The sequence below is a fragment of the Ferruginivarius sediminum genome (assembly GCF_003344765.1).
Lineage (GTDB): Bacteria > Pseudomonadota > Alphaproteobacteria > Kiloniellales > Rhodovibrionaceae > Ferruginivarius > Ferruginivarius sediminum.
Map to the genome: position 1 here is coordinate 1 of NZ_QPMH01000021.1, position 25654 is coordinate 25654.

Here is a 25654-nt window from a genome sequence, read left to right on the forward strand (position 1 = left end):
TCGTCGTTGCCGCCTGGCCCGAGGCCACCGCCAGCGCCGCCGCGCCGCCCTCCAGTGCCGCCACCCGCTGCTCCAGCACGTCGCACGTCGGGTTCATGATCCGCGTGTAGACGTTGCCCAACTCGGCCAGGGCGAACAGGTCCTCGGCGCGTGCGGTGGTGCCGAGGTCGAACGAGGTCGTCTGATAGATCGGCACCGCGACCGCGCCGGTGGTCGGATCGGCGCGGTGGCCGTGGTGCAGGCACAAGGTTTCCGCGTGGGTCGTCGAAGTCGTCATGTTTCTCTCCGGGGTTCGTTCAGGGTGTTTAAAAAGGCCAGTCAGGGGCGGTAGATCTCGCCACGCACCGCCGCGACGATCTCCGAGCGGCTGATGCCCATGTCGTGCAGCATGCGCTCGTCCAGCTCACGAAGCTGGGAGATGGCGCGGCGCTCGTCCCACCAATCGTTGATGGCCGTGACAAGCGCCTGGACGATTCGGACAGGCAGGGATGCGCCCTGGGGAATTGTGGCCGAACGGGCCATATCGAACTGTGTCATGATCTCGTCTCCTCCTTTCCTTTTCCCGTCGCGGGATAGCCCGCGCGACGGCAAGCGGTATTACCCGCAAACCGCTGGGGCCGGAGTGACGGCGATCACACGCCAATCACGGTATCGTGAAAAAATGGAATGAAGCTTAGACCGAACGCTCACCGACGAGGGCGAAGACCTGCTGTGAGCCGAAGCCGCGAATGTCGTACTCGCCAAGCTCTTCGGTTCGGAACTGCTCGTTCAGCAGCGCCTGCGTGTCGCCTGTCAGGCAGATCTGCATCGGCTCGGCGAACTGCTCAAGGCGAGAGGCGAGGTTCACGGCCGGGCCGAAGACGTCGTAGACATACTTCTGGATGCCTATCAGCGAGCCGATGAGCGGCCCGGTGTGGATGCCGATGCGGCAGCGCCATTGCGTGGGATGCGCGGCGTTGCGTTTTTCCAGGTAGCGCCGGAAACGCAGCGCGGACTTCGCGACGTTGGTGGCGTGGTCGACGTTCGGATCCGGCACGCCCGAGACGGCCATGTAGGCATCGCCGATCGTCTTGATCCGCTCGCAGCCGAACAGCTCGCTGATGCGGTCGAAGGCGGAGAAGATGTCGTTCAATTCGGCCACGATGGACGATGGATCCCGCGCGACGGCCATCTCGGTGAAGCCCACGAAGTCCAGCATCAGGACCGAGGCGGCCTCGAAGCGCTGCGGCGTGGCCGAGCCGAAGTCGCGCAGCTCGTTGTAGACGGTGCGCGGCATCAGGTTCAGCAGCAGCTTTTCGACGCGCTCCTTCTCGCGCTCCAGTTCCCGCGCGCGGCGCTCGGCAAGGCGGGAGTAGGAATCCAGCATGTATTCCGCCTCGCGCTGCTTGCTGACGTCGCGGGCCTCGACCACGATGCGCTCGCCGCCGTCGATGGTCTGGGCGCGGAAATCGACGGCAAGGCTGAGCGTGCGCGCGCCCGCCTTGACCTCGCGGTCCACCGAGAAGGGGCGGCCGCGCCCCAGCCTGTCCCGCAGCCGCTCGACGTTGAGGTCGGCGATGCGAATATCGAGCCGGTCCTCCCCGCCCTCGGCCGGCGGCGGGAAAAGCTGAAAGAACCGGGCGTTCTCGGCCAGGATTTCCAGGCTTTCGCCATCGGCCACGGCGACGGCGTGGTTGAGCTGCTGGAACACCTGCGGAAGAAGACCGGGGGAAGACATGCTGGCCGCCAGAACCTCAGCCGTGCCGCGAGACGATGAAGGGCTCGCGGCGCAGTACCTGCGCGCGCACGAAATCGATGTCCGCCGGGTCGAAGTCGAAGTCTTCCAGGGTCTCGCAGAGAAGCTCGGTGATCTCCTGGAACTCGGCCGGTCCGATGGCCAGCGGCTGATGCACGCGGCGAAGCTGTTCGTCCGTGAACGAAGCGGGGCCCTGCATCATCTGGGCCACGAACTTCGTCTGATGGTCGATCAGCCGCGGCATCTCCACGTTCGCGAAATACCCCTGTAGATCGGGTGAATCTATAACTCTATCGTAGAACGCGGAGACGATCTTTCGAACAAAAGAGAAGCCACCGTAACGCTCGAATATTGTCTGCGCCATGGTTGCGTACCCGTGATTTATTTGTACGGACCGATCATCGCATATTCCCCAGAGAACAAAAGTGAATATTGTCGGCGCGGCGACGGGCCCCAGCCTTGGGCGCCCGTCGCTGTCCTTGCCAATGCAATGCCGTGCCGCCGCCTATCGCGACTGGGCGATCTGCGGGCGGTCGTCGTGGCGTTCGCGGTCGCGATAGAAGATGTGCTGACCGATGCGCGGACCCTTGGCGAACATGGTCCGCCATTCGGGGCTGACGTAGTCCGCGTGGTACCACATGGCGCCGTTCGTCGGGTCGTCGGAGTACTGCCAGAAAACCCGCCGCGCGATCGCCTGCGTCTCCCGCCATGCGGCCAGGTGCTGCGGCTTGTCGCTGAGGCCGTCGCACCACCACGAGAACTGACAGCGGTGCAGGACCTCTTCGCCGCCTTGACGCACCACGTCGCATACGTCGTCGGGGAAACGCGGGTCGGCAACACGGTTCATGACGACATGTCCGACGGCCAGCTTGCCGTCGCCCGGTTCGCCGCGCGCCTCGAAATAGATCGTCAGCGCCAGGCACCGGATCTGCTCTTTGACCGGAACGACGGCTTCGGCGTCCCGGGATGCCGACAGCATCACGCACCCGAGAAATGCGAGAAGGCCGGCAGTCGTTCGGAGCGGCCGATAGGCAATAATTCGCCAAACGGCGAGGATACCTTTCCTCGTCATTGGCCAAATCCTCCCCTCTGTGCCGCGCACACCCCGCGCACGGCAACGCTGCACAAATGCAGGAACTAGGGTGCCCCCGGTCCCGACCCCGACCTGCAGCGATGCCCCCATATTTAACGTAATGTAAACGTTTTTGGAGTCTTGATTGATTCTGTCTGGTTGAACAGAGGGTTAGCTGGACGAGTCTGCGCTCACGCCGTGGAAGGACAGCCTGAAATCGCGCGGATCAGTCCTCGCGGCGGGCGTTATCCAGTGCGGCGCCGTCGAGATTGGCGTCCGTGAGGACGGTGTCGCGTAGGTCCGCCCCACTGAGGTCGGCGTCGCGAAGCTCGCATCCCCTAAGGTCGCAGCCGCGGAGATCCGCCCCGCCCAGACGGGCCATCGGCAGGCGGGCACCGCGCAGCGAGGCGCCGGCAAGTTTCGCGTTTTCCAGGTTCGTCCGCCAGACTTGCCCCTGGCGTCCGATATTCTCGACCGGTCCCAGATCGGCCTCCGTGAGGTCCGCGTTGTGGAGCGCCGCCTGCTGCAGGTTCACGCCGCGAAGGTCGGATTTGCTGAGGTCGGATTCGCGCAGGTCCGCGTAAAGGCCTTGTGCCATCGCCAGGTTCGAGCCAGCCAGCCGGGCACCACGCAGGACGCAGCGCTCCATCAGCGCGGCGGCCAGCCGAAGGCCAGAGCGGTCCAGATCGCTCAGATCGGCGTCGCAGAGGTTGGCGCGTTCGCCGCTTCCGCCGTCGCTGTCCACCCAGCGCTTGTGTTCCTGCAGTATGTTGTCGAGTTGCTCCGACAAGTCCTCGCGCAGGCGGGCGCGGACAGCGTCGAAGAACTCGGGCGCGTCGCGCATGCCGGTGTCGAGCAGGGCGCCGCGGATATCCGCGTCCTGAAACCGCGCCCCGGTGATCTGCGCGTCGCTCAACACGGCGCCGGCCATCTTCGAGCCGGAGAGGTCGGCCTCGCGCAGGTCGGCACCTTCCATCGCCGCGCCAACCAGGATCGAATTCCTGAGATCCGCCTGCCTGAAATTCGTGTGCTGCAAGCGCGCGCCGGAGAAGTCGGTCTTCAGTGCGATCGCCTTCGAAAGCTGTGCCCGCGTCAGGTCGGCGCGCTGGGCGACGATGGCCGAAAGCTCCGCCGGCAGCGTTTCGAATTCCAGGTTCTGCGGGTTTCCACGATCATCGTAACGGGCAAGCTGGGCCTCGCGGACATCGGCGTCCACCAGGCTTGCATCCGACAGGTCGGCGCCGCGCATGCAGGTGCCGCGCAGGTCCGCGCGCGTGAGGTCGGCGTGATTGAGCGCCGCCATGCGCAGATCCGCCCCGAAAAGGTTGACGGCGCGCAGTTGCGTCCGCTCAAGGCGCGTACGCTGCAGGCGGGCGCCCGTCATGTCCGCTTCCGAAAGGTCGAGTCCGCGAAGGTCCAGTCCGCTGAGGTCGTGAAAGGCGAGCATTGCCCGCTTGCCGCCCGGTTTTCGCGCGAGAAATTGCGCATGGTTCTTCAGGATCAACCGAAGCTTGTCGGTTTCAACCTTCGTCCACGCCAATCGCCCTTTTGACTCCGAGCGGTTACTCATAACTCGACACACGTTTCAGCAGACAGATCGCAATTCCGCTAAACCATTTGGATTAAGCCCGCGTTAAGAAGTTCAAATACCGGGGCGCAGGGTACATTTTTATGACGGGAACAGATGCGCGCAGGGACGGAGACGAGAGCTCCCAGGAGGCGTTACGACGGCCGCGGTTCCGCGTGTTTCGGGAGACGACGGCTGCCGCGACGGCACTTGCCGTCGCACACGACGAACGGCGCCGTGACGAATCTGTGGCCACACCTCACCGGTGCGGAGGATTCGCATCTCGCCATGTGGGGCTAGCGGCTTCGCGTCGCCTTTATCGAGGGCGTACTTCATCGGGTGTGGGGTGAGGTGAAGCAACCAAGGCAACGCGAAGCCAACGCTATTTAATCACCCTTTTTGCCGTTCTGCCAATCCCACAAATGTCAAAAGTTTACATGTCAATTTAGAGTACAATCGAGAAAACCCAGTCCACTCCGCCGCATCGGTTTACTGGCGGTGTCTGGAGTTCTTCAATTCGAGCGATGCCGAACGACTTGCGAGCCCAGGCCGCGCACGAACCTGCCGTCAATGCCGCCAGAGGCAGTCCCTCCCGGCGGCACTGTGCGTCTACTGCTTCGGAAAGAGGCTTTGTGCCTAACCTTCCAGGATGAAGGTGACGTTCACCGTCGCGCGATATTCGGTGATCCGGCCGTCCTCGACCTTGACCTTCTGGCTTTCGATCTCGGCGCCGGTTACGCCGCGCAGGGTCTTGCTGGCGCGGGCGACGGCCTTTTCGACGGCGTCCTGAAAGCTTTTCTCGGAGGCTGCGGTGATTGTCGTGACGCGGGCTACGGCTTCCATGGCCAACTCCCCTTCGCTAAGCGTTCCTCCGAATTCCGGCGGGTTCATTGCGGCCGGGCTTATGCCTTGTTCCCGCCGGCTGCTATCAGATCAACGCTTGCGGCGCGCCCTTGGTTTCGGGAGGCTGCGGCACGGTGAGGCGGCAGGCCGGGCAATCGGAGATTCGCGCCGCGCATCCGCGGTGGTAACGTGCTACACAATGGGCCGGGGAGGGGCCGATGATGCGACGACCGCGCCGAACAGTCTGGACGATCACGGCGACCTTGATAGGGCTTGGCCTGGCCGCGTGCTCGCAGCCGGCGTTCGACGCATCCGCCCCGTGGGTGCCGATGCGGGCGAACGAGGGTGCCAGTTTTGGCGGTGGCGTCATGGGGGCGCCGCCATCGATGGGGTTCAATCTGTTCGAACAGGACCGCCCCGAAACAACAGACGCGTCCGTATCCGTGCCAAGGGGCGGCGGCGAGAATCCATGGGCGACGCCGCAGCGCGGCGTGGTGGTAACACTATGCTATGGCGGGCTGATCAACAGCGCCGAAGAGGTCCGGCAGGCCGCCGCCGAACTATGTCCGCCGGGCTCGACACCCCGCTTCCTTGGCGGCGACGCCTTCTGGAACCAGTGCCCCTTGCTCCAGCCGAACCGCGCCGCCTTCCAGTGCCTGCCCGAAGACGGAGAGAGCGAGGAGTCCGACGGCGGCACCGCCGCCATCACGGATGGCCAGGGCGGCGGGCGCGGCTGATCGCGTTTACCCGCTGCGGGTTCAGGCTGTCTGCGCCGCTGGCACCGCGCTCCATTCCTCGCGCACCTGCGCGTCGGTTTCGGCCGGTAGAAAGCGCTCACGCTCCCGTTCCACCGTCTCCGCGTTCGCCAGGCGGCCCAACGCCCAGACGGCCGTCGCGCGCACTAGTGGAGATTCGTCGCCCAGGCGGTCGCGGACATCGGGTATCAGGCCCGCCTCGCCGGAATTGCCGATGGCGATCATGACGTTGCGCACGAAACGATCCCTGCCGGCCCGCTTGATCGGGCTGCCCGAGAACACCTGGCGGAATCCCGCTTCGTCCAAGCGGACGAGGTCGGAGAGATACGGCGCCGTCAATTCGGCCCGGTCGAAGAACCGCTCCTCCCGCGTTCGCCGCGCGAACTTGTTCCAGGGACAGACGGCGAGACAGTCGTCGCAGCCGTAGATGCGGTTGCCCATCTTCGCGCGCAATTCGCGCGGGATGTGCCCCTTGTGCTCGATGGTGAGGTAGGAGATGCAGCGCCGTGCGTCCAGCGTGTAGGGCGCAGGAAACGCGTCCGTTGGGCAGGCGTCCAGGCAGCGCCGGCAGCGTCCGCAGAAGTCCCGCTCGCCAGTGTCCGGCGCCAGATCCAGGTCGGTGAAGACCTCACCCAGGAACAGCCAGGAGCCCCATTCGCGGGAAACCAGGTTCGTGTGCTTGCCCTGCCAGCCGATGCCGGCACGCTGGGCCAGCGGCTTCTCCATGACGGGGGCCGTGTCGACGAAGACCTTGACCTGGCAGCCAAGCTCGCCGTGCATCCAGCGGGCAAGCTGCTTCAGCCGTTTCTTGACGATGTCGTGGTAATCGCGGTTGCGGGCGTAGACAGAGATCCCGCCGCGCGTGGGATGCTCAAGCAGCGTCAATGGGTCGTGCGCCGGGCCGTAGTTCTGCGCCAGCACGACCACCGAGCGCGCCTCGGGCCACAGCGTGCGCGGGTCGCCGCGCCGCTCGGCGGTCTCCGCCATCCAGCCCATGTCGCCGTGATAGCCTTGCGCAAGATAGTCGGCCAGGCCCTCGCGCGCCGTCTCGCCAAGCTCCGCCCGTGTGAAGCCGACGGCATCGAAGCCGGCCTCCAGGGCCTTGTCGCGGATCGCTGTCTTCGGGTCCGGCGCGTTCATGGTCGATAGGTGGTAAGGCGCTGGGAGGCCGAAAAGGTGGGCATTTCGAAACGCCTAGCCTCGGCCGCGATAGGGCGCCACGCCCTGGTCCGGCAGCCACAGCCCCTCGGGCGGCGTGCCGGTCTGATAGAACACGTCGATGGGGATGCCGCCGCGCGGATACCAGTAGCCGCCGATGCGCAGCCACACGGGCGTCATCGCGGCACACAGGCGTTTCGCGATGGCGACGGTGCAGTCCTCATGGAACGCGCCGTGATTGCGGAAGCTGTGCATGAACAGCTTCAGCGACTTGCTCTCGACCAGCAGCTTGTCCGGGACATAGTCGATGACGAGATGCGCGAAGTCCGGCTGGCCCGTCACCGGGCACAGGGACGTGAACTCGGGGCAGGTGAAGCGCACCAGATAGGTTTCGCCCGGATGTGGATTGGCGACCGTCTCCAGCACCGCATCCTCGGGCGATGCCGGCAGGCGGGATTCGCCGCCAAGCTGCGTCAGGTGCCGGTCCTCGTTCGTCTCGCCCATCGTTATCGCCCTCCCGCGATGGCGCCGAGGGGTTCCAGGTCGCCCGCCCGCTCCCGCGCTTCGACCTCGGCGGCATAGGCCGCCAACCGCCCTTCCTCGATGGCCGTGCGCAGGCCGGCCATGAGGTTCTGATAGTGGCACAGGTTGTGCTGTGTCAGCAGCATCGGCCCCAGCATCTCCTCCGCCCGGAACAGGTGGTGCAGGTAGGCGCGCGTGAAGGTCGCGCAGGTCGGGCAGCCGCAGGCCGGGTCCAACGGACGCGGGTCCTCCCGGTGGCGGGAATTGCGCAGGTTGACCGTCCCGCCCGCCGTGAACGCCTGCGCGGTGCGCCCGGAACGCGTGGGCAGCACGCAGTCGAACATGTCGATACCCCGCATCACGGCACCGATAATGTCGCTTGGCCGGCCCACGCCCATCAGGTAGCGGGGCTTGTTATCCGGCATCTCCGGCGTGGTGACGTCGAGTACGCGGAACATCTCGTCCTGTCCCTCGCCGACGGCCAGTCCGCCGACCGCATAGCCAGGCAGATCCATATCCGCCAGCGCCCGTGCCGACTCCCGCCGCAGGTCGTCGAAGACGCCGCCCTGCACGATGCCGAACAGTGCATAGCCCGGCCGCTCCCGGAATGCTTTGCGGCACCGCTCCGCCCAGCGCAGCGACATCAGCATCGATTCCGCGACCTTGTCCTTCGCCAGCCCCGCCTGCGGACACTCGTCGAGCTGCATGGTGATGTCGGCATCCAGCAGGTCCTGGATTTCCACCGCGCGCTCCGGCGTCAGCTTGTGGAGGCTGCCGTCGATGTGCGACTTGAAGGTGACGCCGTCCTCGTCGAGTTTGCGAAGCTGCGCCAGCGACATGACCTGATAGCCGCCGCTGTCGGTCAGGATCGGGCCGGACCACGCCATGAACGCGTGCAGGCCCCCCAGCCGGGCGATGGTTTCCGCGCCGGGGCGCAACATCAGGTGGTAGGTGTTGGACAACACGATCTCTGCGCCCGTCGCCCGCACGTCGGCAGGACGCATCGCCTTCACGGTCGCCGCCGTGCCGACCGGCATGAAGGCCGGCGTCTCGATCGCTCCGTGCGCGGTCGTCACGCGCCCGCGCCGCGCCGCGCCGTCGCGGGCCAGCAGGCGATAGCCGAATTCCACGCTCGAACCGGTTTCCGTCATGCCGTCTCCGCCGGGTGCAGCAGGCAGGCGTCGCCGTAGGAGTAGAAGCGGTAGCCGGCCGCCTTCGCATGCTCGTAGGCCTGCTTCATGCGTTCCGTGCCAGCGAAGGCGCAGACCAGCATGAACAGGGTCGAGCGCGGCAGATGGAAGTTGGTGAACAGCAGGTCGACGACCTTGAAGCGATAGCCCGGCAGGATGAAGATCTCGCTTTCCCCGGCGAACGCCGGCAACCGGCCGTCCTCCCCGGCTGCGGTCTCCAAGAGGCGCAAAGCCGTGGTGCCGATGGCGACCACGCGGCCGCCCGCCGCCCTGGCTTCGTTGATCGTCCGGGCGGCCTCGTCGCCGATCTCGCCGGCCTCGGCATGCATCGGGTGGTCGCGCGGATCGTCCGCCTTCACCGGCAGGAAGGTTCCGGCCCCGACATGCAGCGTGACCGTCACCCGCTTCACGCCGCGCCGGTCCAGCGCGTCCAGCAGGCGCTCGGTGAAGTGCAGGCCCGCCGTCGGCGCCGCGACAGCGCCAGGCGCCTGCGCGAAGACGGTCTGGTAGTCCTCCCGGTCGCGCGGGTCGGGACCGGACTCCCGTCGGATGTAGGGCGGCAGCGGCATCGCGCCGGCGGTTTCCAGCGCGTCGAGAAGCTCTTCGCCACTTCTGTCGAAGCGCAGGACGACCTCCCCGCCTTCAAGCTTCTCCTCCACCGCCGCGTTCAGGCCTCCGTCGAAGGCGATGGTGTCGCCGGGCCGCAGCCGCTTGCCGGGGCGGGCGAAGGCACGCCAGCGGGCGCCGTCGCCGTTGCCATCGGCGGGCTTGTGCAGCGTGGCCTCGACCTTGACGGTGTCGCGGTGGCCGAACAGCCGGGCGGGAATGACGCGGGTATCGTTGAATACCGCGACGTCGCCCGGGCGCAGCAGATCCGGCAGGTCGTGCACATGCCGGTCGCTGAGCGTCGCGCCAACGTCCAGCAGACGCGCGGCGTCGCGCGGGCGTACTGGATGCTGGGCCACGAATTCGCGCGGCAGGTCGAAATCGAAGTCGTCGGTTCGCATGAAGTTCCAGGCACTTGGTGCGGCTGACGGGCGCAGAGGGATAGCACCGATTGCCACATCGCTCAAAGCGCCGTCAGGGTGTTTCCGGCTGCTTTCGCGCATCCTGCCGCAGGCCGAGGATCAGCCGCTCGCGCGTGACCTTGCCCAGCATGTGGAAGGGGCGGTGGCGGCTGCCGTCGAAGCCGGGCGCGCGCATTAGTAGAAGGCTCCCTTCGGGAGCCGGGATCTCTCGCGCGTTCGTTCCGGCGCGGTCGTCGCAGACAAAGAACCGGCCGGCGCCGGCGATCACCAGGATGGCGACAAGATTGACGTAGCGGATGTGGTCGCGGTGCGGCGATATGCCGCAGGCGACGGGCGGGTATCGCTGAGCCACCAGATCGTTGAACTCGACCGGCGGGCAGGGCGTGGGGGTAAGTCGTTCAAGGCCCGAGTTGACCAGGGCTTCGCTCGCCGCGACGTACCGGCCGATAAGGCCGGCCCCGTCGACGCGGTCGCAAATCTCGAAGTCCTGGGTGACGGCCTTGTCGCCCGTCCCGACAACGGCGCGGGCACGGCGAAACCTCGACGCTTCAACGGCTGTCCGCAGCTTGGCCCGTACGGGGCTGTCGAGTAACTGGATGGAAGCCGCGTCATCGCGGCGTACATGTTCCAGGCAATTCGCCATTCCGTCGCGATCGCCAAGCAACGGGACAGGATCAAGGTTAGATGCCGCATGCCGATCGGTGTTCAATGCCGACGTGCCTCCCGTCGCGCATCATAACGCGGGAGCCACGCCGGCTGAACACGCGCGGTTCGACGTTGGACGCAGTGCCGCCCGCGCCCGTCAGATCTGCTTGCGCGCCTGGTCTTCCTCGAGCATCGGCTGGTTCGCCAGCGTGCGAAGCAGCTCGAACGCGCGTCGGCGCACCCGGTCGTCGTGGATGCCGTAATAGGCCCGGACCAACTCCAGGGTCTCGCGCTCGGCCATGACGTCATGACCGTAGCCGTCGGCCGATTCCGGCGTCTCGTGCGTCACCCCGGAATCGTTGGCGGCCATCGCCGAGATCTCGTCGAAGAAGTAGCTGACGGGAACGTCCAGGACCTTCGCAAGCTGGTACAAGCGGCTGGCTACGATCCGGTTCGCCCCGCGCTCGTACTTCTGGACCTGCTGAAAGGTGATTCCCACCATCCGCGCGAGCTTTTCCTGGCTAAGCCCGACGAGGACCCTGCGCTGCCTTAAACGTTGGCCCACATGCACATCAACAGGATTTGGTTTCATGACGCTATCACTCTGTTCTGTTGTCACCGCTATCCGGCCCGCCTATTTTTGTCGTTCACCCATCATCAACGCCGATGGGCCACATCACCAAACACGATGATGCCTCGCTTATTTAGTGTATCTGGGTAGGGGTTGTAAATGCAGAAATGGAAATTTCTCACATTCGAACAGCGAATAGCTCGACCCGGATCGAAGAATTCACCAACGTCCAAAGCAAATTCCAGTGTATATAACACCAACCTATGGGGGAAATGGGCCGTTTGGGTAAGTAACATGCAACGCGGCTACACCGTGCGGTCTCATGGAAAGCTCGTTCTTGGGACGTTATGCAAAAATGCGTAGCTGGTTAGCTATTGGCGCAATTAATGGATTACTTGGCGTGGCAATAGGTGCCTTTGCGGCGCATGGACTTGAGGGTGTCTTGCCCGACGACAGGCTCGAGTGGGTTGAAACGGCGGCGCGCTATCAACTGGTTCACGCGCTTGCGCTGCTTGTATGCGCTATGCTGGCGGATCGATACAAGGGCCGGATTGTTACTGTTGCCGGAGCCGCTTTCACCGCCGGCACGCTGCTATTCTGCGGTGGCCTCTATGTCGCCGGGCTGACGGGTTGGCGGGCGGTGATTCCCGTCGTCCCGGTCGGAGGGGCATGCTTCCTGGCCGGATGGGCGGCGCTGCTGTGGATGGCGCTGCGCCGCCCATCGGCGTGAGCCGGTTCGTGGCGGTTTACTCGTTTGCGCGGTTTACTGGGTGGCCTTGTCCGTGAAAGCGTCCAGCGCGCCCGCGATTTTGGCGACAACCTCGTCCCTGTTTTCGACGTCGTGGCGCTTCGCCAAGTATTCCGGGACGTTATAGGCCAGCCAGACTTGGCCCTCGGCATCCTCGAACGCCAGCGCCTTTTGCGGCAAGTCGATCGCGATCGTGCGATTGGATTGCATCAGGGGCGTGCCGAGCTTCGGGTTGCCGAAGATCAGCACCTGCGTCGGCCCGAGTTCCAGGCCCGCGCCGGCCGCATTCTTCGCATGGTCGACCCGTGCGAAGATCGTCAGTCCCTTTGCCTCGAGTGCGCCTTTCAGGCGATCGATGGTTTCCGTGACCGAGTACTTGCTGCGCTTCATGATCAGGCCGTCGGGTCCCGCCTGGGCAGCCGGGACCGCGACGGCCACGGCGATGACCAGCGAGAGGACGCCGGCAAGCAGATGCCGCATGTTGAATCTCCTTGAGTTCATCTGGGGGAAGTTGAACGTCGCCGGGCCTTATTGGGCGCGCGTCGTTTGCGGCGTATCAGTGTCCGCGCAGTACAGATGGTACAGTGCATCGAGGATCTTCGGAACACCGCGTCCTTTCAAGGAGTAGTAAATTGTCTGCGCCTCGCGCCGCGTTTCCACCAGATCGTCGTGCCGCAGCTTCGCAAGATGCTGCGACAGCGCCGACTGGCTGACGCCGACAAGGTCGCACAATTCGGTGACCGAGCGCTCGCCGCGCGAGAGGTGGCACAGGATCACCAGCCGCCGCTCGTTGCTCATGGCCTTGAGAAGCAAACTGGCTTGGCGGGCCGCCTCTTCCATGCCGTCGTATTTCATCGTATCGCTCAAGGCCTTTCACGATGATAGCTTGCGTCCCGCGCCGCTTTCGCGCTTTGACGCACGTTGGTAAAATCACGTCCGAACACAGTCAAACAGTATCATATTCACGCGGTGCGATGAGCCAATCCCATTTTCTCGATGCCAAGGGCATGAAATGCCCGTTGCCGGTCCTGCGCGCGCGCAAGGCCATGAAGTCGGTCGAGGCCGGCGGCCTTCTGCGAGTGGACGCCACGGATCCAAGCGCGGTTCAGGATTTCCGCGCGTTCTGCGAAACGACGGGCCACGAACTGGTCGACAGCACCGAGGAGGGCGGCGTCTACAGCTTCACCATCCGCAAGGCCGGCTGACGGCTATTCCCCGGCCGCCGGCTCCGGCAGGGTGGCGTCCCCGCGCCCACCTTCCTCCCGGTGACGCGCCGCGACGGCGAATTCGTCCCGGCGCCGGGCCCGGCTCTCCAGCGGCTCCACCAGCAGCGTCATCATCGGCGGCACGATGAGCAGCGTCAGTAGCGCCGAGAGGGACAGCCCGCCCACCACGACGGAGCCTAGGCCGCGATAAAGCTCCGATCCCGCGCCGGGGAACAGCACCAGCGGCAGCATGCCGAACACCGACGTCAGCGTGGACATGAAGATCGGACGAATACGGTTGCGCGTCGCGTCGATGATGGCGCGCGCAGGGTCTTCCCCGACCTCGCGAATCAGATAGAGCGTCTGGTGAACCAGCAGGATGGCGTTGTTCACCACGATGCCGATCAGGATGACGAAGCCCAGCAGCGTCAGCATGTCGAGCGGCTGATAGACGAAGGCATTCAGTATCGCCAGCCCGCCGATGCCGCCCGCGGCGGCCAGCGGCACCGCCAGCATCATGATGAAGGGGTAGATGAAGCTTTCGAACAACACCGCCATTACCAGGTAGACGATGGCCATGGCGAGCGCGAGGTCCCAGACCATTGCCTCCCACGTCTGGGTCAGCTTGTCGGCCGTGCCCGCGATGCCGAAGCGCACGCCCGGCGGCAACCCCTCCTGTTCTATCGGTGCGATAACCTGGGACTGCAACCGCTCCACGGCGGCTTCCAGCGGAAGCTGCGGGGCGGGGCGGATTTCCAGGGTCACCGTGCGCTGACGCTCGCGGTGGCGGATTTCGGTGGGGCCGGCGGTGTGCTGCACGCTGGCCAGCGAATCGACGGGCAGGATCTCGCCCATGCGCGTCACCACGGGGAGGTTTCCGATGCCCTGCGTCATCCGCACGTTGTCGGTCGGCCCCTTCAGCATCAGGTCCATGCGCTGCGTGCCGACGGTCACCTCGTCCACGCGCAGGCCGTCGTTGAAGGCGTCGACGCTGTCGGAGAGTTCCCGCGCGCTCAGCCCGGCGTCCGACAGGCGGGTGCGGTCGGGGAACACCCGCAGTTCGGGCGAGCCAAGCTCCAGGCCCGGATTGGGCCGGAACTGGTTGCCTTCGTCGAAGGGCAGGGCCTGGCCGATCAGGCGGGCGGCACGCTTGGCGACGTCCAGAACGTCACCCAGTTCGGGGCCGAGGATATCCAGCTCGATCTTCCGTCCGCCGCCCACGCCACGGCCGAATATCGACGGCTGGCTGATGAAGCCGAAGGTGCCCGGCTCCTTGAACACCGGCCCGCGCAGCACGGGGATCAACTCGCTCACGCGCTGCTCCTGCACGGCGGCGGCGCCGACGAACGTCTGGGCGCGCGTCGCCACGAAGAAGAACCGCTGGATCTTCGGCGGGCCGCCCTCCTCGGGCTCGGGGCCGGAGACGGTGGCCCAGAGGTCCTTGACGTCCGCCTCGATCTGGCTGGCGATGTCGAAGGTGGTTTCCAGATTGTAGCCCGGCGGCGGGATGATCACGCCCAGCACCAGGTTGCGGTTGCCTTCCGGCAGGTATTCCAGCTTCGGCAGGAAGGCCCAGGCCGCGGTCGCCGCGATAACCGTGACGACGGCGACCACCGCCGCCGACATGGCCTTGCTCTTCACCAGTCTCCGCTGCAGGCCCATCACGATGGCGACGAAGCCGCGCGCCAGATGATCCACGCCGGGAATCGGCAGCCGCGTCACCGACTTCTCGGCCTCAGCTTGCGAGCCGAAGCCCAGAAGCCGGCGGGAGAGCGCCGGAATCACCGTCACCGCAACGATCAGCGACAGCGTCACGGCCACCGATATCGCCACCGCGATGTCGCGGAAAAGCTGCCCGACCTCCATCTCCATCGTCAGGATCGGGATGAACACCATCACTGTCGTGAGCACCGAGACCAGGATGGCGCCCCACACCTGCCGCGCCCCCTCATAGGCGGCGTGGCGTGCGGAATACCCCTCCTCGCGAAGGCGATAGATGTTCTCCAGGACCACGATGGCGGCGTCAACCACCATGCCGATGGCGAAGGCGAGCCCGGCCAGGGAGATCACGTTGATGGAGCGGCCCAGCGCGGCCATCGCGACGAACGCACCGATCACGGATACCGGGATCGCCACGGATACGATCAGCGTCGCCCGGACCGAGCGCAGGAACAGTAGAAGCAGGATGGCCGCGAACGAACCGCCGACGTAGATGTTCTGGTTGACGAGATCGATGGCCGAGTTGATGTAGACGGTCTCGTTATATACCTGCTGCAGCTTCAGTCCGGCGCGGGGGATGAAACTGCTGTTGAGTTCCTCCAGCGCCGCCTCGATGCCCTTCATCGTCTCGATGACATTGGCGCCGGTGTCGCGGATCGCGTTCATGGCGATGGCCGGCTGCCCGTTGAAGCGGATCCGCGCCGTCGGCTCCTTGTAGCCGAAGACCACGTCGGCGACGTCGCCTACCGTAACGCGGCTCAGCCGCCCGGTTACAGGTTCGGCTTCCGTGCGCAGGACGACGGTCTCAATGGCCTCGACGGTGTTCAGTTCCCCTTCCGTGCGGACCACGTATCGGCGCTTGCCCTCGTCCACGTCGCCGGCCGAGACGGCGACATTGGCCTCGCGCAGCGTGCCCACGATGTCGCTCACCGTCATGCCGTAGCGTGCCAGCAACTCCGGCTTCATGATGACCTCGAGCTGCCGCTCGCTGCCGCCGAAGACATTGACGCGCGCCACGCCCTGAACGCGTTCCAGGCGTTCCTGCACGGTGTCCTCGATGAAGTCGCCGTATTCGTGCAGCGGCCGCTCGTTGCCCTCGAGCGGGGTGAAGACGAACCAGGCGATGGGGCTGTCGTTGGCGCCGCTCGTGTCCAGCGTCGGCTCGTCCACCTCGTCGGGATAGCCGCTGACGCGGTCCAGGCGGTTGGCAACCAAAAGCAGCGCCTGGCTCATATCGGCGCCGATCTGGAACTCCAGCTCCAGGTCGGCGCGACCCGTCTCGGCGGTGCCGGTCATCTGCTCCAGGCCCTGGACGCCCTTGATGGCCTCTTCCTGGCGGGTCAGGATCTCGCGCTCGACCTCCGCCGGCGCGGCGCCGGGCCAGATCGTGCGCACGGTGATCACTGGCTGGCGCACGTCCGGGGCAAGCTGGATCGGGATGGTCTGGAGCGCGACCAGCCCGAACATGATCACCATCAGAACGGCGGCGATCACCGCGATCGGACGCTCGATGGCAAGGCGGATCAGGTTCATCCCGCCGCGCTCCCATCCTTTCCGCCGCCCGCATCCTCGATTTTAAGGTCGTCGCCGGGGCGCAGGCGCTCGTTGCCGCGCACGACGGCCTGCGCGCCCGGCTCCAGCCCTTCCAGCACCTCGAAGCGGCTGCCGACCTCGGCGCCAAGCTGCACCGGCCGGATTTCGGCCTTGCCGTCGATGTACACAAAGACGGTGGCCTTGTCCTCGCTGCGGATTATCGCGTCCTTGTGCACGCTCAGCACGTTTCGGGCATCGCCCAGGGGCACGTGCACGGTCACGCTCTGTCCACTGGCCAGCGGGCGATGCGGGGCGTCGAAGCGCGGCACCGCGCGTACCGTACGCGTACGGGTCTGCGGGTTTTCCTGCGGCAGCACGGCGCGTATGCGTGCCCTATGCCGGCTGCCATCCTCAAGCTCGATGTCGACCACATCGCCAGCCTTGAGCACGGCCAGCCGGTTGAACGGCACCTGCGCCTCGACCTCCAGGGAGCGGTCCGCCAGCATGCGCACCAGCGGCTCGCCGATGCCGACATAGGCGCCGGCCTCCACCATGCGCTGGGTGACGGCCCCGGCATAGGGTGCACGCACCTCGGCGTGCTTCAGGTTGATGTCGGCGAGTTGCAGGTCCGCCTGGGCCGAGTCGATGGATGCCTCGGCGGAGGCCACCTCGGCGGCGGCGATGGCGACTTCCTGGCGTTGGTCCTCATAGCGCGCCTGGGAGAAGGCGGCCGAGGATTTCAGGCGTTCCAGCCGTTGGAATTCCTGCCGTGCGAGGCCAAGCTGCTCCCGCCGGGTTGCCAGACGCGCGCGCGCCTCGGCCAGGGCGGCGGCTGCCTGGGCGCGGCGGGCCGCAAGCACCTCGTCGTCCAGCAGGGCCAGCGTCTGGTCCCGCTCGACGCGGTCGCCGACCTCCACCAGGAAGGCTTCGACAGGGGCGCCGACGCGCGCGGCGACGACGCCGCTTTGCGTGGCCACGAGCCGGCCGATCACCGGCGCTGTCTGGGCCAGGGGAACCTCCCGCACCTCGTCGACCAGCACGCGAGCGGCGCCATTGCCCTGCGCGGCGGCTGGCGGCGGCAACAGCGCGCCGGCCGCCGCCATCAGTGCGGCGGCGATAATATAGACAACCGGAACGGGCGGGCGTGGCGTGGCGTCGAACAGGGGAACCTCCAAGGGCGGCGCGAACGGTAAATGGCTGCGCTGCAAGACGCGGTCAATGCGCGTCATACTAGCGCGATCGAAACAAGATGCAAAAATTACTGCAATTATCAATCTAAGCGTTGACAGCCGCCGCCGGGCTATGCCCGCTACCCTTGACGCCGCTGAGATAGAGGCTTGCACCGGGGCGCGGTCCCGACCGCAAAGGACGGCAGGATGACCACACGACTCTACACGCATATCGACTGTTTCGGCCACGATCCCGGCCGCATGCATCCCGAGCACCCGGCGCGCCTGAAGGCGGTGCTGACGGCGCTGGAAGGTGCCGAATTCGCCGCGCTGGTCAGGCGGGAGGCGCCGCTGGCCGGCGAGGACCGGCTGGAGCTGGCCCACCCGCGCGCCTACATCGACCGGATCTTTTCCGCCATTCCCGCCGAGGGCATGGCGCAGATCGATGCCGATACCTCCGTCTCCGCGGGTTCGCGCGAGGCCGTGCTGCGCGCGGTGGGCGGCGTCTGCGCCGCCGTCGATGCCGTTGTTGCGGGCGAGTGCGACAACGCCTTCTGTGCCGTGCGCCCGCCGGGCCATCATGCGGAACGGGACAGGGCGATGGGCTTCTGCCTTTTCAACAACGTCGCCATCGGCGCGCTGCACGCCCGCGACAGGCATCGCCTGCACCGCATGGCGGTGGTGGATTTCGACGTCCACCACGGCAACGGGACTCAGGATATCTTCTGGAGCGATCCCGACCTCTGGTTTGCCTCCACCCACCAGATGCCGCTTTATCCCGGCACGGGGCGGCCGGATGAGCGCGGTGTCGCGAACAACATCGTCAACGTGCCGCTGGCGCCGATGGCCGGGTCGCTGGATTTCCGGCAGGTGTTCAGCGACGTGGTGCTGCCGCAGCTTGCCAAGTTTCAGCCGGATCTGATCCTGATCTCGGCCGGGTTCGACGCGCACGAGAAGGATCCGCTGGCCTCGCTGCGTTTTCACGAGGACGACTACGACTGGGCGACCTCGGAGATCCTCAAGGTCGCGCGCAGCGCCAACGGCGGGCGCGTGGTCTCGGTGCTGGAAGGCGGGTACGAGCTGGAGTCGATGGCATCCAGCGCCGCCGCCCACGTACGGGCCCTGCTGCGTGGGGCCTGAGCATCCCTGTCTTGCTGCGGCGTACCAGGGCTCCTACAGTGCCGCCGATTCGCCCAGCAATCGCGGCCGGTCGTTCAGGGACACCGCTGGTTCAGGGGCAAGGGAGAACGGGCAAATGGCTGAAGAAAACGGCGGCGGACAGGCGCCGGATGTGCAGGCGATGAGCTTCGAGGACGCGCTTGCCGAGTTGCGCCAGATCGTGGAGCGCCTGGAGAAGGGCGAGGGCAAGCTGGACGAGGCGATTGCCGCCTACGAGCGTGGCGCCCGGCTGAAGCAGCATTGCGAGGCCAAGCTCAAGGAAGCCGAGGCGAAGATCGAGAAGATCCGTCTCTCGGAAAACGGCTCGGCCACGACCGAGCCGCTGGACGTGGAATAGGCCGCCAGCGGTGACCGAACTCGAAGAGGCGATGAAGGGGACGGCGGCCGCCGTCACCCGTCAGCTCGACCAGCTTCTGCCCAAGGCGGTCGGCCCGCGCGGCCGCGTGGTGGACGCCATGCGCTATGCCACGCTGGGCGGGGGTAAGCGCCTGCGGCCGTTCCTGGTGGTTGCCAGCGCCCGGCTGTTCAATGTGCGCGACCCGCGCGCGCTCCGTGTCGCAGCGGCAGTGGAGATGGTGCATTGCTATTCGCTGGTCCACGACGACTTGCCGGCGATGGACGACAGCGACCTGCGCCGGGGCAAGCCGACAGTACACAAGAAGTACGATCAGGCGACCGCCATCCTGGCCGGCGACGGCCTGTTGACCGAGGCCTTCGCGGTCCTGGCGGACTCCGCCACCCATAATGACTCCGACGTGCGGGCGGAACTTGTGCGCGGCCTCGCGGCGGCGGCGGGGGCCAGCGGCATGGTGGGCGGCCAGATGATCGACATCTCCGACGACCGCACCGACCTGGACCTCGACGGCGTTACGGAGTTGCAGCGTCTGAAGACCGGCGCGCTGATCGGGTTCGCCTGTCAGGCGGGTGCCGTGCTGGGCCGCGCCGACCAGGCCGCGCGCGACGCCTTGGCCGCCTACGCCACGGACCTGGGCCTGGCCTTCCAGATCGCCGACGACATCCTGGACGTGGAGAGCAGCGCGCAAGAGCTCGGCAAGCCCACTGGCCAGGACGAGGCCTTGCACAAGGCGACCTTCGTCGGCCTCCTGGGCCTGGACGCCGCGCGCAAGCGGGCGGAAGAGCTGGTCGAGTCCGCCAGCAGCCACCTGGAGAGGTTCGGCGACGAGGCGGACCTTCTGGCCCAGACGGCGCGCTTCGTGGTGGCGCGGAAAAAGTAGGGGCGCAAGGGGCGGGCGCTCTGCAAACCACGCCGCCGGCGGTGTCGAGGAATGGCGAAGAGCAAGTCCCCCAAAATCCGTGTCGATCAGCTTCTGGTCGATCGCGGCCTCGCCGAAAGCCGGGCCCGGGCGCAGGCGCTGGTGATGGCGGGGCTGGTCTATTCCGAAACGAAGCGGATCGAGAAGCCCGGCCAGCCAGTCGCCCCGGATACGCCAATCGAGCTCAAGGGGCAGGACCATCCCTGGGTCAGCCGTGGCGGCTTGAAGCTCGTCCACGGGCTGGATCACTTCGGCATCGATCCTTCTGGCCTTGTGGCCCTGGATGTCGGCGCGTCCACGGGTGGCTTTACCGATGTCCTGCTCGCCCGTGGCGCGGCGAAGGTTTACGCCGTCGATGTCGGCCACGGCCAGCTTGCCTGGAGACTGCGCCAGGACGGCCGCGTCGTCGTGCTGGAACGCACCAACGCCCGTCACCTGACGACGGAGCATGTGCCGGAGCCGGTGGACCTCATCGTCTGCGACGCCAGCTTCATCGGCCTGCAAACGATCCTGCCGGCCGCACTCGCCCTCGCGGCGGCCAACGCTCACCTGATCGCCCTCATCAAGCCGCAGTTCGAGGTCGGCCGCGAGCGCGTCGGCAAGGGCGGCGTCGTCCGCGACCCGGACCTCCACCATGAGGTGTGCGAGCGAATTCGCGCATGGCTGGAGGAATTGCCCGGCTGGCACGTCCTCGGCATCACGGAAAGCCCCATCCGCGGCCCGGAAGGCAACGTCGAGTTCCTGATCGCCGCCGGGCGGGGGTAGTGCCGGGCACGAAGCCCCCGCCGCCCTACACCTCCACGACCTTGCCCGGGTTCATGATGTTCTGCGGGTCCAGGGTGTGCTTGATGGCGCGCATCATCTCGATCTCGACCGGGGGCTTGAAGCGCTGGATTTCGCCGACCTTCATGCGGCCGACGCCGTGCTCCGCGCTGATGGAGCCGCCGAAGGCGTGGACGATGTCGTGGACGGCGGCGTTCACCTCCTCCCACCGAGCCAGGAAGGCATCGGCGTCAGCGTCTTCCGGCTGTGTCAGGTTGAAGTGCAGGTTGCCGTCGCCGAGATGGCCGAAGGGCACGGGGCGTACACTCGGGATCATGTCGCGGACCTTGGCGAGGGCGCGGTCCAGGAAGGCCGGGACGCTGGAGACGGGAACCGCGATGTCGTGCTTGATGGACGCGCCTTCGTGACGCTGCGCCTCGACGATGGCTTCGCGCAGGTGCCAGAAGGCCTCGCGCTGGGCAGCGTTCTCCGCCGGCGCCGCGTCCGCGACCGTGCCGGCTTCGTAGGCTTCCATCAGCGTCCGCTCCAGCGCCGCTTTCAGGTCGCCGTCACCGCTGCCGCCGGAGACCTCGACAAGGGCATACCACTCGGGCCGGTTCGCCAGTGGGTCCTGCGCCGCTGCGACGTGCTTCACCGCAAGGTCGATGCCAAGGCGCGGCATCAGTTCGAAAGATACCACCGACTGTGCCGTTGCCTCCTGCAGTTCGTTCAGCAGGTCGAGCGCCGCCGCCGGATCACGCACCGCGACCATGGCGGTCGCGACCTCGCGCGGCTTCGGATGGAGCTTCAGGACCGCCGCCGTGATGATGCCGAGCGTGCCCTCGGCACCGATGAAGAGCTGCTTCAGGTCGTAGCCCGTGTTGTCCTTGCGCAGGCGCCGAAGGCCATCCCAGACTTGGCCGTCGGCCAGCACGACCTCCAGCCCCAGCACCTGCTCGCGTGCATTGCCATAGCGCAGGACGTTGAGCCCGCCCGCGTTGGTCGAGAGGTTGCCGCCGATCTGGCACGTGCCCTCCGCCGCCAGGCTGAGGGGAAACAGACGGTCGGCCTCGTCCGCGGCCTGCTGGATATGCTGCAGGATGCAGCCGGCCTCCACCGTGATGGTGTTGTTGGCTGCGTCCAGGTCGCGGATGCGATTGAGCCGCCGGGTGGAGAGGATGACCGCCCGGCCGTCCTCGAACGGCGTGCTGCCGCCGACAAGGCCAGTGTGGCCGCCCTGTGGGACGATAGCCGTCCCTGTCTCGGCGCAGGCGCGGACGACGGCGGCAACCTCTGCCGTCGTTGCCGGCTCGACCATGCAGCGCGCCGCGCCCTGGTAGCGCTTGCGCCAATCGATCAGGCGCGGGGCCAGGGCCTCCGCCTCGGTGACGACGTGGCCGGCGCCGACAACCTGTTTCAGGCGGTCGAGCAGCGGGTCTGACTTTTCCAGAATCTCATTCATTGACGAAGGTTAGCGCGCCAGCGGGCGACCCTCCAAGAGGCCATGACCGTTCAGGCGTCGCGGGGTGCCGCTGCCCGGCGCAGACGGTCGTTTATGGCGGCGCCGAGGCCCTCTTCCGGAATGGGCATCGCCGCGATGGCGGTCAACTCGGGGCGGTCCAGTTCATGCAGGCAGGCGAACAGGCGCGCGGCCGCCTCGCGCAGGTCGCCGGAGGGGCTGAGGTTGCAGGTGACGGCCGCGCCCGCCGGGACATCCGGGCCGAAGGCGAGCAGGCCTTCGTCGGGTTCGGCCCGCGTGGCGTTGAGGCGCAACGGGCAGCCCGGTGCGTAATGGCTGGCAAGGCGCCCCGGGGAACCGGCAGGCCCGGCCGCGTCGCCTTTCTCCGCCAGGGGGCCGAGAATGGCTTCCAACTCCTCGCGCGGAAGGCCGCCTGGACGCAGCAGGATTGGTGGTTCAGCGCTGAGGTCGATCACGGTGCTTTCGATGCCGACCGGGCAGGCGCCGCCGTCCACGATCATGTCGACCCGGCTGCCCAGGGAGGTGGCCACGTGCCGCGCCGTCGTCGGGCTGATCCGACCGGAAGCGTTGGCGCTGGGCGCCGCGATGGGGCGGCCGGCCGCTTGCAGGAGGGCATGGGCGACCGGATGGCCGGGCACACGCAATGCCAGGGTGTCGAGGCCGGCGCTGGCCAGCAGCGAGACCGGGCAGTCGGCGCGGCGCGGCAGTACGAGTGTAAGCGGACCGGGCCAGAAGCGCGCGGCGACTTCGCGTGCCCTTGCGTCGAGGTGCACCAGGGACTCGGCCTCTGCCACGTCGGCGAGGTGGACGATCAGCGGGTTGAAGCTGGGCCGGCCCTTGGCCTCGAAGATGCGGGCGACGGCCTGGGCGTTGGTGGCGTCCGCGCCCAGGCCATAGACGGTCTCGGTCGGGAACGCGACAAGGCCGCCGTCGCGCAGGATGCGGGCGGCGGCGTCGATGGTGGCCGGGTCGCTGGCCGGGCGGACGTTGGCGGCGTGGGACATGGCGGCGCGCAGGATAACGCCTCGCACGGCCCTGCAAAGAGGGTAAGACGGCAAAAAGGGGCATCGACGGCATAAACGACAGGCGCCGGCGGTTTCAGCCACCGGCGCCTCTTTGCCGTTCGTTCATGACGTGGTTCCGCCCTAGGTTGCGAAACCCGCCGCGTCGCCGCACGGGTTTTGCGGCGGCGAAACCGTGACCGGTTTTCCGCCCACGGGAGTCAAGCATGCGACTCAAGCGGCCTGTTTCGCAAGCCACTTCACGTGCAGTGCAGCAAAGGGCGGCGGGTGTTGCCCTTCGACTTTCGCACGTGCACCATTCATTCACAGTATATTGTACGGGGGGCAGCAATGACGGCCAAGATATTCACCGTGGCCCAGCAGAAGGGTGGGGCGGGGAAAACGACCCTGGCCGCGCACCTCGCCGTGGCGTGGACGGCGGCGGGGAAGTCGGTCGCCGTGGTGGATATCGACCCGCAGATGTCGCTGACCTACTGGTACAGGCTGCGTGAGCGGCGCAGCGGCAACGCCGGGGCCGGGCTGCTTGTGACCCAGATCAGGGGCTGGCGCGTGCGCAACGAGGCGGAGCGGCTGGCCCAGCAGCACGATATCGTGGTGATCGACAGCCCGCCGCACATGGAAACGGAGGCCCGCGCCGCCGTGCGCGCCGCGAACCTCGTCGTGGTGCCGGTGCAGCCCTCGCCGATGGACGTCTGGGCGACGCGGCCAACCCTCGACCTCGCGAAAGAAGAGCGCCGCGCGATCGCCATCGTCCTCAACCGCGTCCCGCCGCGTGCCCGCCTCACCGACGACATGCTGGCCGAGATCGAGGATTTCGATGTCACCGTGACGCAGGCCCGCATCGGTAACCGCGTCGTCTTCGCCTCCGCCCTGGCCCAGGGTCGCGCCGTCGGCGAAATGCAGCCAAAGGGCCGCGCGGCGGCGGAAATCGGCGCGCTGGCGGACGAGTTGCTGGAGTTGGTGGGAACTTGAGCGCGCTTGCGCACTTGCCGCACGCACTTATATCTTACCGTAAGGCAGTCCTACGGACCTACGGTAGAGGTGGTCGATTATGGAGCGGAAAGGCTCGACGTTGTCCAAGGTATCGACAAAGGGACAGGCGACAATTCCTCGCGAGGTGCGGGAGCATCTTGATGTACGGCCCGGAGACAGCGTCGTTTATGAGATTATCGATGATCAGGTCGTGATCAGAAAAGCGCGTCCTATCGACATGGACTTTCTCCGATTCCAGGAACACGCGTTCAGCGAATGGTTATCTGAGGCGGACGAAGAGGCGTACCGTGATCTATAGAGAATGGGATATCGTGGTTGTCCCATTCCCGTTTGCGGATCAGAATCGTTCGAAGCGACGGCCAGCGCTTGTCATCTCACCGCCTGCGCTTACCGAGCGATACGGTCTTTACTGGCTATTGCAAATAACAAGCGCCAAGAATCACGGGTGGGCGGACGACGTTCCAATAGAGGACATGAACGCCGCGGGCCTTCCTGCTCCGTCCGTCGTGCGCATCCCCAAACTCGCGACCGTTGACGAGCCCGTTATCCTTGATCGCAAGGGCAGGTTGGCGGAGCGAGATCGTGAAGCAGTCGCCAAAGTCCTGCTTCGATACTGGCCAATCGCCAACCGTGTTTAACCCTTCCCGTAAGCCACGAACTCCGGGTTGGCGAAGTCCGGCTTGCCGTAGGTGAGGGGCTGGCCGTCCACCGTTTCCACGCGACCGCCGGCGGCGGCGAGGACGGCGTGGCCGGCGGCGGTGTCCCATTCCATCGTGCGGCCGAAGCGGGGGTAGATGTCGGCCTTGCCGTTGGCCACGAGGCAGAACTTGATGGAGCTGCCGGCGTTGCGCGTGTCGGCGATGGCCTGGCCGCCGAGGAAGGCCTTCATCTGCTCCGGGTCGCCGTGACGGCGGCTGGCGACGACGGTGGCGCCCTCGGCCGGGATCGTCCGGGCCTCGATGTTCATCGTCTTCTGATCGGTCTCGCTGAAGGTCGCGTGGCGGCTGCCGTCCGGCGCGACGGCGCCGCACCACGTCATGGCCAGGGCCGGGGCGTGGACCACGCCGGCGACCGGCCGGCCGTCCTCGACAAGCGCGATGTTCACCGTGAATTCGCCGTTGCGCGACAGGAATTCCTTGGTCCCGTCCAGTGGATCGACCAGCCAGAAGCGCCGGTCCACCTTCGGGATACGACCTTCCTCGACGCCTTCCTCGGAGATCACCGGCACGTCGGGCGTCAGCGTCTCCAGCGCCTTGGTGATCAGCCGGTCGGCGGCGAGGTCCGCCTGTGTCAGCGGCGACTTGTCGGCCTTCTCGGTGACCTCGATCTCCTCGCCCTCGACGTAGTAGGCGAGGATTTCCTTGCCCGCGCGCTCCGCAATGGTGCGGATGACGCCTAGCAGGTCGTCGAGGTCTTCCTTCGTGGTGGCTGTCGCCTCGGTCATATCGCTCCGCCTGTTCAGCTTCCGCCGCGTTGGTTCGTGC

The 25654-nt window shown here is 66.5% G+C and carries 30 protein-coding genes; 10 read left to right on the top strand and 20 right to left on the bottom strand.

From position 1 onward, the window contains the following. From DRB17_RS16515 to DRB17_RS16545, 7 genes are all read right to left on the bottom strand, one after another. Positions 1–277, bottom strand: a 277-nt coding sequence (locus DRB17_RS16515) for a PLP-dependent transferase (protein ID WP_193725745.1), incomplete at its 3' end; no start/stop codon positions are given. A gap of 41 nt (positions 278–318) precedes the next feature. Beyond that, positions 319–537, bottom strand: coding sequence for a DUF1127 domain-containing protein (locus DRB17_RS16520; RefSeq protein ID WP_206607923.1), 219 nt, complete (start codon positions 535–537; stop codon positions 319–321). Positions 538–673: 136 nt separating this feature from the next. Then, positions 674–1717 carry an adenylate/guanylate cyclase domain-containing protein gene (locus DRB17_RS16525; RefSeq protein ID WP_114583338.1) on the bottom strand — a complete coding sequence of 348 codons (1044 nt, stop codon included), beginning with the start codon at positions 1715–1717 and terminating at the stop codon, positions 674–676. 16 nt (positions 1718–1733) lie between these two features. Next, on the bottom strand, positions 1734–2099 hold the full coding sequence (locus tag DRB17_RS16530) for a truncated hemoglobin (protein WP_114583339.1): 366 nt from the start codon (positions 2097–2099) through the stop codon (positions 1734–1736). Between the two features lie 141 nt (positions 2100–2240). Next, positions 2241–2714 (bottom strand): cell wall hydrolase, encoded by a 474-nt coding sequence (locus DRB17_RS16535; protein WP_161958865.1) that lies wholly within the window; start codon positions 2712–2714, stop codon positions 2241–2243. 319 nt (positions 2715–3033) lie between these two features. Continuing rightward, positions 3034–4347 carry a pentapeptide repeat-containing protein gene (locus DRB17_RS16540; RefSeq protein ID WP_161958866.1) on the bottom strand — a complete coding sequence of 438 codons (1314 nt, stop codon included), beginning with the start codon at positions 4345–4347 and terminating at the stop codon, positions 3034–3036. Positions 4348–5010: 663 nt separating this feature from the next. Next, complete coding sequence (locus tag DRB17_RS16545) at positions 5011–5217, bottom strand: dodecin family protein (RefSeq protein WP_114583396.1); 207 nt, start codon at positions 5215–5217, stop codon at positions 5011–5013. A 218-nt stretch (positions 5218–5435) separates the two neighbouring features. Between DRB17_RS16545 and DRB17_RS16550 the strand changes: the two genes are divergently transcribed. Beyond that, positions 5436–5954, top strand: a complete 519-nt coding sequence (locus DRB17_RS16550; protein ID WP_114583342.1) for a hypothetical protein — start codon at positions 5436–5438, stop codon at positions 5952–5954. A gap of 21 nt (positions 5955–5975) precedes the next feature. Here DRB17_RS16550 and queG read toward each other — a convergent pair whose 3' ends face one another. The 6 genes from queG to DRB17_RS16580 all read right to left on the bottom strand — a co-directional run bounded on the left by queG (position 5976) and on the right by DRB17_RS16580 (position 11107). Continuing rightward, on the bottom strand, positions 5976–7112 hold the full coding sequence (queG, locus tag DRB17_RS16555; protein WP_114583343.1) for a tRNA epoxyqueuosine(34) reductase QueG: 1137 nt from the start codon (positions 7110–7112) through the stop codon (positions 5976–5978). A 54-nt stretch (positions 7113–7166) separates the two neighbouring features. Continuing rightward, a complete protein-coding gene (queF, locus tag DRB17_RS16560) occupies positions 7167–7634 on the bottom strand; it encodes a preQ(1) synthase (protein WP_114583344.1) in 468 nt (155 codons plus the stop codon). 2 nt (positions 7635–7636) lie between these two features. Beyond that, positions 7637–8803 carry a tRNA guanosine(34) transglycosylase Tgt gene (tgt, locus tag DRB17_RS16565; protein WP_114583345.1) on the bottom strand — a complete coding sequence of 389 codons (1167 nt, stop codon included), beginning with the start codon at positions 8801–8803 and terminating at the stop codon, positions 7637–7639. Continuing rightward, complete coding sequence (queA, locus tag DRB17_RS16570; protein WP_114583346.1) at positions 8800–9849, bottom strand: tRNA preQ1(34) S-adenosylmethionine ribosyltransferase-isomerase QueA; 1050 nt, start codon at positions 9847–9849, stop codon at positions 8800–8802. Before queA ends, tgt begins: the two co-directional genes overlap by 4 nt. Positions 9850–9922: 73 nt before the next feature. Then, entirely contained in the window at positions 9923–10513 is a 591-nt protein-coding gene (locus tag DRB17_RS16575; RefSeq protein ID WP_114583347.1) for a hypothetical protein, read from the bottom strand. 159 nt (positions 10514–10672) lie between these two features. Further along, positions 10673–11107 carry a helix-turn-helix domain-containing protein gene (locus DRB17_RS16580; RefSeq protein ID WP_114583348.1) on the bottom strand — a complete coding sequence of 145 codons (435 nt, stop codon included), beginning with the start codon at positions 11105–11107 and terminating at the stop codon, positions 10673–10675. Positions 11108–11408: 301 nt separating this feature from the next. Between DRB17_RS16580 and DRB17_RS16585 the strand changes: the two genes are divergently transcribed. After that, entirely contained in the window at positions 11409–11816 is a 408-nt protein-coding gene (locus DRB17_RS16585) for a DUF423 domain-containing protein (protein ID WP_206607924.1), read from the top strand. Between the two features lie 33 nt (positions 11817–11849). Here DRB17_RS16585 and DRB17_RS16590 read toward each other — a convergent pair whose 3' ends face one another. Continuing rightward, positions 11850–12314, bottom strand: coding sequence for a DUF302 domain-containing protein (locus tag DRB17_RS16590; RefSeq protein ID WP_114583350.1), 465 nt, complete (start codon positions 12312–12314; stop codon positions 11850–11852). 48 nt (positions 12315–12362) lie between these two features. After that, positions 12363–12689 (bottom strand): ArsR/SmtB family transcription factor, encoded by a 327-nt coding sequence (locus DRB17_RS16595; RefSeq protein WP_114583351.1) that lies wholly within the window; start codon positions 12687–12689, stop codon positions 12363–12365. Between the two features lie 119 nt (positions 12690–12808). Between DRB17_RS16595 and DRB17_RS16600 the strand changes: the two genes are divergently transcribed. Continuing rightward, the gene (locus DRB17_RS16600; protein WP_114583352.1) at positions 12809–13039 is read left to right on the top strand and encodes a sulfurtransferase TusA family protein; all 231 of its coding nucleotides are present in this window, start codon (positions 12809–12811) and stop codon (positions 13037–13039) included. A gap of 3 nt (positions 13040–13042) precedes the next feature. Here the strand turns inward: DRB17_RS16600 and DRB17_RS16605 are convergent, their stop codons facing one another. Together DRB17_RS16605 and DRB17_RS16610 are read right to left on the bottom strand one after the other, a co-directional pair. Continuing rightward, positions 13043–16291, bottom strand: a complete 3249-nt coding sequence (locus DRB17_RS16605) for an efflux RND transporter permease subunit (RefSeq protein WP_114583353.1) — start codon at positions 16289–16291, stop codon at positions 13043–13045. Next, positions 16288–17520, bottom strand: coding sequence for an efflux RND transporter periplasmic adaptor subunit (locus tag DRB17_RS16610; RefSeq protein ID WP_161958867.1), 1233 nt, complete (start codon positions 17518–17520; stop codon positions 16288–16290). The genes DRB17_RS16605 and DRB17_RS16610 overlap by 4 nt, the downstream gene beginning before the upstream one ends. A 147-nt stretch (positions 17521–17667) precedes the next feature. Here DRB17_RS16610 and DRB17_RS16615 point away from each other — a divergent pair, with 147 nt between their 5' ends. The 4 genes from DRB17_RS16615 to DRB17_RS16630 all read left to right on the top strand — a co-directional run bounded on the left by DRB17_RS16615 (position 17668) and on the right by DRB17_RS16630 (position 20678). Further along, the gene (locus tag DRB17_RS16615; protein WP_114583354.1) at positions 17668–18600 is read left to right on the top strand and encodes a histone deacetylase family protein; all 933 of its coding nucleotides are present in this window, start codon (positions 17668–17670) and stop codon (positions 18598–18600) included. Positions 18601–18715: 115 nt separating this feature from the next. Further along, positions 18716–18976 carry an exodeoxyribonuclease VII small subunit gene (locus DRB17_RS16620; RefSeq protein WP_114583355.1) on the top strand — a complete coding sequence of 87 codons (261 nt, stop codon included), beginning with the start codon at positions 18716–18718 and terminating at the stop codon, positions 18974–18976. 31 nt (positions 18977–19007) lie between these two features. After that, positions 19008–19874 (top strand): polyprenyl synthetase family protein, encoded by an 867-nt coding sequence (locus tag DRB17_RS16625; RefSeq protein ID WP_114583398.1) that lies wholly within the window; start codon positions 19008–19010, stop codon positions 19872–19874. Between the two features lie 51 nt (positions 19875–19925). Then, positions 19926–20678 (top strand): TlyA family RNA methyltransferase, encoded by a 753-nt coding sequence (locus DRB17_RS16630; protein ID WP_114583356.1) that lies wholly within the window; start codon positions 19926–19928, stop codon positions 20676–20678. 25 nt (positions 20679–20703) lie between these two features. Here DRB17_RS16630 and DRB17_RS16635 read toward each other — a convergent pair whose 3' ends face one another. Both DRB17_RS16635 and DRB17_RS16640 read right to left on the bottom strand, forming a co-directional pair. Continuing rightward, positions 20704–22137, bottom strand: a complete 1434-nt coding sequence (locus DRB17_RS16635; RefSeq protein ID WP_114583357.1) for an FAD-binding oxidoreductase — start codon at positions 22135–22137, stop codon at positions 20704–20706. A 50-nt stretch (positions 22138–22187) separates the two neighbouring features. Beyond that, the gene (locus DRB17_RS16640; protein ID WP_114583358.1) at positions 22188–23159 is read right to left on the bottom strand and encodes an L-threonylcarbamoyladenylate synthase; all 972 of its coding nucleotides are present in this window, start codon (positions 23157–23159) and stop codon (positions 22188–22190) included. 348 nt (positions 23160–23507) lie between these two features. Here DRB17_RS16640 and parA point away from each other — a divergent pair, with 348 nt between their 5' ends. The 3 genes from parA to DRB17_RS16655 all read left to right on the top strand — a co-directional run bounded on the left by parA (position 23508) and on the right by DRB17_RS16655 (position 24808). Continuing rightward, a complete protein-coding gene (parA, locus tag DRB17_RS16645; protein ID WP_114583359.1) occupies positions 23508–24149 on the top strand; it encodes a ParA family partition ATPase in 642 nt (213 codons plus the stop codon). Between the two features lie 79 nt (positions 24150–24228). Continuing rightward, entirely contained in the window at positions 24229–24468 is a 240-nt protein-coding gene (locus DRB17_RS16650) for an AbrB/MazE/SpoVT family DNA-binding domain-containing protein (protein ID WP_114583360.1), read from the top strand. 13 nt (positions 24469–24481) lie between these two features. After that, complete coding sequence (locus DRB17_RS16655; protein ID WP_241503877.1) at positions 24482–24808, top strand: type II toxin-antitoxin system PemK/MazF family toxin; 327 nt, start codon at positions 24482–24484, stop codon at positions 24806–24808. On the opposite strand, the gene cysQ is transcribed toward DRB17_RS16655, so the two are convergent. Further along, positions 24805–25614 (bottom strand): 3'(2'),5'-bisphosphate nucleotidase CysQ, encoded by an 810-nt coding sequence (cysQ, locus tag DRB17_RS16660; protein ID WP_114583362.1) that lies wholly within the window; start codon positions 25612–25614, stop codon positions 24805–24807. The two genes, DRB17_RS16655 and cysQ, sit on opposite strands and share 4 nt — an antisense overlap. Positions 25615–25654 lie beyond the last annotated feature (40 nt).